Genomic DNA, 4,692 nt, shown 5'->3' with positions numbered 1-4,692 from the left:
GAGTTGCACCGTGTTGAAATCGAGCCCGCGGATCTTCTTCGCCGTCTCTTCGAGGCCGTACGGGAAATAGCCCGTGAAAATACCTGCCTGCATCATGGTGTGAATTCCTCCCTGTAAGCGATTCAGTTGTTTGGTGTTTCAGCTGCGGTGATCAGGTAGCGATTTCGGAAAGCTTGACCGTGCGGGCCTCGTCGATCGAGCGGTAGCCCGCCTCGACCAGCGCCATGGTCTTGACGTTGTCGGCGACCGACAGCGCCGGCGGCGTGCCGGTCTTCACCGCGTGCTGGAGCTGCTCCATCACACCGATAAAGGCATGCGGGAACCACATCGTGTCCCAGCTCGGGCTGACCCATTCGCCGCCGGTCGTCTCGGTCGAAGCGTAAGTCAGCGTCGAGGCAGCGCCCGTCGGCCAGCCGATGGTGCCCTTCGCGACCCCCTTGCTGCCGTCGACGCGCCAGTTGATGTGCTGGTCGTCCTTGTAGCCATCCTGGCGCGGACCCGACCAGACATCCTCCAGCGACACGGCAAGCACGCCGGACGGGAAGCGCAGCGTCGACACGGTGATGCCGTCGGAGTGGTCGAATGTCGTGCGCGGGTCTTTGCGTGTCAGCGTGGTGATCTCGTCGGGATCGCCGAACAGGAAGCGCAGCACGTCGAGATGATGCACGCTCATATTGGCGAGCGTCAGCCGGTCATAATCCTCGAGAAAGCTCTGCCAATGCGGGATGGCGTGCATGTCGATCTGCGCGAAGACGATGTCGCCCAGCGCGCCGCTGTCGATGATCTGCTTCAAGACGCGCATCGATTGGTCGTAGCGCATGTTCTGATTGATCGAGAGGATCTTGCCGGCCTTGGCCGCCTCATCGCGCAGCTTGACCGCTTCCTCGACTGACAGCGCCAGCGGCTTCTGCGCCAGGATCGCCTTGATATGCTTCTGCCTCAGCGCGTGACGGATCAGCGCCGGCTGCAGGTCGGGCGGGAAAGCAAGGTCGATGATCTCGACATTTTCGTCCTCGATCAGTTTTTCCGGTGTGTCGTGGACGGTCGGAATGCCCCAGCGCGTCGCCACCTTATCGGCGCTGGCCCTGGTGCGCGAGGCGATTGCCACCACCGGGAACCCGGCTTCCTTGTAGGCGGCGAGATGGCACTCGGCCATGATCATGCCTGCGCCGACACAGCCGATCTTGTATTCCTTCGTGCGGACCTTCACGTCCGGCTCGAAGCCTTTGCTTGCCATCTCTTCCTCCCGAAACTCTTTCCTTGCGGCGGCCGTCATCGTGCCAACGCCCCGCCGCTCTGTTCGAAATAATGCACTCTGGCCGGCTCGCAGGATATCGCCACCATGGCATCCGGCCGGATGTCGGGCTGGCCGCGCAGCAACGCCTTCAGCCGCGCCTGCCCGGCAGCGAGCGTCACCACGGTGTAGCCGCCAAGCGGCTCGACCTCGAACACTCGCGCCGGGCGGCCCGGGCCCCCGTCCGCCCACGGTCTGACCTTGATGTCCTCCGGCCTCAGCCCGATCTCCACGGCATCGGCGGGCGCTGTCTTGTCGTCGATGCGGATCGTGCCTTCAGCCGCTTCGACACCGCCCTCGCCACGCGCCGATCTGAGGATGTTCATCATCGGCGAGCCAAGTAGCCTTGCCACATAGGTGCTGGCCGGGCGGTCGTAAATCTCTGCCGGCGTACCGATCTGCCTGATCTTGCCGTCCTCCAGGATGGCGATGCGATCGGCGACCGACATCGCTTCTTCCTGGTCATGCGTGACGTAGATCAGCGTCTTGCCGAGTTCGCGCTGGATGCGCTTCAGCTCGACGCGCGTTTCTTCGCGCAGCCTGGCGTCGAGCGCCGAGATCGGATCGTCCATCAGATAGGCATTGGGATCGCGCACCAGAGCCCGGGCGATCGCCACGCGCTGCCGCTCCCCGCCCGAAAGCTGTCCCGGCGGCTTGTGCAGGATATGGCCGATATGTAGCTTCGCCGCGACGTCGGTGACCCGCCGCTTGATCTCGGCCTCGGCGACCCGGCGTTCGACCAGGGGAAAGCGGACATTTTCGAGCCCGCTCATATGCGGGAACAGCGCCAGGTTCTGGAACACCATAGCCACGTTGCGCTCGGCCGGCGACATCGCGTTGACCGGCCTGCCTCCGATCAGGATTTCGCCGGTGTCAGGTGTCTCCAACCCGAGCACCAGGCGCAGGATGGTCGACTTGCCCGACAGCGGCGGACCGAAGAAGCAGAAGAACTCATTGTCGTTGACGGTGAACGAGGCGTCGTCGACGGCGAGTGTATTGCCGTAGCGTTTGGTCACATTACGGAAGACGATATCGGCCATCTCAACCTGCCTTCATCGCAAGGCCGGTAGCGGCGTCGAAGACGCGCACCGACGACGTAGTGGGAGCGATGACAGCGGTGTCGCCGATAGCCAGCCCGACATCATTGTCGAACACCGTTTTCACAGCCGCCTCGCCCTGGCCGAGATGAACGATGGTGCGCGCACCGATCCGTTCGACAAAGGTCACCGGCATTGCGAGGCCCTGCCCATTCTGCACCAACGTCGCCTGTTCAGGCCGGAATCCGTAAAGCACCTCGCCGCGTGCACCACGCATGGCCGCTGCGAGTTCGCCCGGCAGCGGCGGCGTGACGCCCAACGGTCCGAGATCGACGACCAGTCCGCGGTCGCTCTCCGCCGGCCTGCCCTTGAGCAGATTCATGCCCGGCGCACCGATAAAGCGGGCGACGAAGACATTGGCTGGATCGTTGTAGACCTCGAGCGGCGTGCCGACCTGCTGCAAAACCCCATGATCCATGACCGCGATGCGGTCGGCCATGGTCATCGCCTCGAGCTGATCGTGGGTGACATACACCATGGTCTGGCGGAACTGCCGCTGCAGCTGCTTCAGTTCGGTGCGCATGACGGCCCGGAAAGCGGCGTCGACATTGGAGAGCGGCTCGTCGAGCAGGAAGATCGCCGGCTCCATGATCGCCGAGCGGCCGATCGCCACCCGTTGCAATATATTGACCGACAGCCTGTCGGCCTTGCGGTCGAGCAGCGGCGAAAGCTGCAGCATCTCGGCGATGGCGCCGACACGGCGATCGATCTCGGCTTTGGCAGCCCCTCGCATTTTTGGTCCATAGGCAAGGTTCTGGCGCACCGTCATATGCGTGAAGATGGCGTAGTTCTGGAACACGAAGCCGACGCCACGCCGGCCCATCGGCACGCCGGCCATGTCGCGCTCGCCAAACAGGATCTTGCCGCCGGTCGGTTCTTCCATGCCGGCGATCATGTTCATCGTCGTCGACTTGCCGCAGCCCGACGGGCCGAGCAGCGCCATGAACTCGCCATCTGATATTGCCAGGTCCATGGTCTTCAGCGCGGTGAAGTCGCCGAATTTCTTGACCAGGTTTTGCAGGTGGATGGCGCTCATGCCGGTACCTCGCGTGCACGCGCCATGCGCTTCATGGCAAACACTGCGACGATCGACAGCACGACCAAAATGGCCAGCGCGATCGCCGCCACATAGCCCCAGATCAGGTCCTGCGTGGTGAGCTTGTAGATGTAGACCGAGATGGTTTCGGTAGCGACGCCTGGACCGCCGCCGGTCATGATGTAGAGCGTGTCGAAGATCTTGAAGTTCTCGATCACCCGGATCGCCAACGCGATGATGATGATCGTCTTCATCTTCGGCAGCACGATGGTGACGAAGCGCTGCCACGGATTGGCGCCGAGCAGCGTCGCCGCCTTGATCTGGTCCTCCGGCACGCCGACCAGGCCGGCAAGCAGGATAAGGAACATCAGCGGCGTCCATTGCCAGATGTCGGCGACCATCACCGCAATCAGCGCCAGAGTCGGATCCGACAGCCAGGCGATGGTGACGAGAGATCCGGTGAGCGCCGACAAGATGTCGTTCACCGGGCCGCCCGACTGGAACAGCATGAAGAACATGTAGCCGGCCACGGCAGGCACCACCATCATCGGCATCAGCAGGATCGAATAGAAGACGCGCTTGCCCGGGAAATCGTCGGCAAACAGTGTCGCCAGCGCCAGCCCGAGCAGGAATTCCGCCGGCACGCAGACGATCATGACGATGGCCGTACGCTTCAGCGCGCTCCAGAAGCGCGCGTCGGCGGCGAGATCGGTGTAGTTGGCAAAGCTGTTCCACATCGACCAGGCGTTCCACCAGCCGGTGCCCGACAGGGGCGACCAGTCGGTGACGCTGATGTAGAGCTGCATCAACAGCGGGAAGGCCGAGATGAACAGCACCAGGATCTGCGCAGGTAATGTCAGCCGGAAACCCAGCCTTGCGCCCTCATCGCGCGAAACCGGCTTTGCTCCGACGGCTTTCACCTCATCCTTGGAAGTCATGACAGTCACCGCGCTCATTGCTTGAGCGCCCCGAATGTCAACCCGCGCACCAGATGGCGTTGGATGGCGATGCCCATGATGACCGGCGGCACGGCCGCGATCAGGCCAAGCGCTGCCTTGGCGCCATAGAGCTGCCCGGTCATCGAGGAAGAAAGAGAGGCCATGTAGACCGGGATGGTCACCCATTCGCGCGTCGTCAGAAGCAGCGCGATCAGATAGTCCGACCAGTTGAGGATGAAGACGAAGAGCGCGGCACTGGCCAGCGGCGCGCGCATCATCGGCAGCGTGATGCGCGTGAAGACGCGCAGCCGCGAACAGCCTTCGACA

General features: G+C 63.2%; 5 protein-coding genes and 1 pseudogene. All 6 read right to left on the bottom strand.

Annotated elements, in window-relative coordinates; genetic code table 11:
- Positions 1-96: pseudogene (locus EN994_RS36170) on the bottom strand (sugar phosphate isomerase/epimerase); the annotation flags it as partial.
- 55 nt (positions 97-151) lie between these two features.
- Positions 152-1,237, bottom strand: a complete 1,086-nt coding sequence (locus EN994_RS18520) for a Gfo/Idh/MocA family oxidoreductase (RefSeq protein WP_063168538.1) — start codon at positions 1,235-1,237, stop codon at positions 152-154.
- Positions 1,238-1,272: 35 nt separating this feature from the next.
- A complete protein-coding gene (locus EN994_RS18515; RefSeq protein WP_063168539.1) occupies positions 1,273-2,334 on the bottom strand; it encodes an ABC transporter ATP-binding protein in 1,062 nt (353 codons plus the stop codon).
- A gap of 1 nt (position 2,335) precedes the next feature.
- Positions 2,336-3,427: an ABC transporter ATP-binding protein gene (locus EN994_RS18510; RefSeq protein WP_063168540.1), complete on the bottom strand. Its 1,092-nt coding sequence runs from the start codon at positions 3,425-3,427 to the stop codon at positions 2,336-2,338.
- Positions 3,424-4,383 (bottom strand): sugar ABC transporter permease, encoded by a 960-nt coding sequence (locus tag EN994_RS18505; protein WP_063168541.1) that lies wholly within the window; start codon positions 4,381-4,383, stop codon positions 3,424-3,426. Before EN994_RS18505 ends, EN994_RS18510 begins: the two co-directional genes overlap by 4 nt.
- The coding region (locus EN994_RS18500) for an ABC transporter permease subunit (RefSeq protein ID WP_164746001.1) at positions 4,380-4,692 on the bottom strand (313 nt) is incomplete at its 5' end. The genes EN994_RS18500 and EN994_RS18505, both read right to left, overlap by 4 nt.

Origin of the sequence: Mesorhizobium sp. M7A.F.Ca.CA.002.09.1.1, assembly GCF_003998555.1 — a bacterium.
Taxonomy (GTDB): domain Bacteria; phylum Pseudomonadota; class Alphaproteobacteria; order Rhizobiales; family Rhizobiaceae; genus Mesorhizobium; species Mesorhizobium ciceri.
This window is presented reverse-complemented; position numbering and strand designations above follow the sequence as displayed.

Excerpts from the sequence above, each read along its gene's own strand:
- EN994_RS18520 (WP_063168538.1), bottom strand. The coding sequence starts at position 1,237 with ATGGCAAGCAAAGGCTTCGAGCCGGACGTGAAGGTCCGCACGAAGGAA.
- EN994_RS18505 (WP_063168541.1), bottom strand. The coding sequence starts at position 4,383 with ATGAGCGCGGTGACTGTCATGACTTCCAAGGATGAGGTGAAAGCCGTC.
- EN994_RS18515 (WP_063168539.1), bottom strand. The coding sequence starts at position 2,334 with ATGGCCGATATCGTCTTCCGTAATGTGACCAAACGCTACGGCAATACA.
- EN994_RS18510 (WP_063168540.1), bottom strand. The coding sequence starts at position 3,427 with ATGAGCGCCATCCACCTGCAAAACCTGGTCAAGAAATTCGGCGACTTC.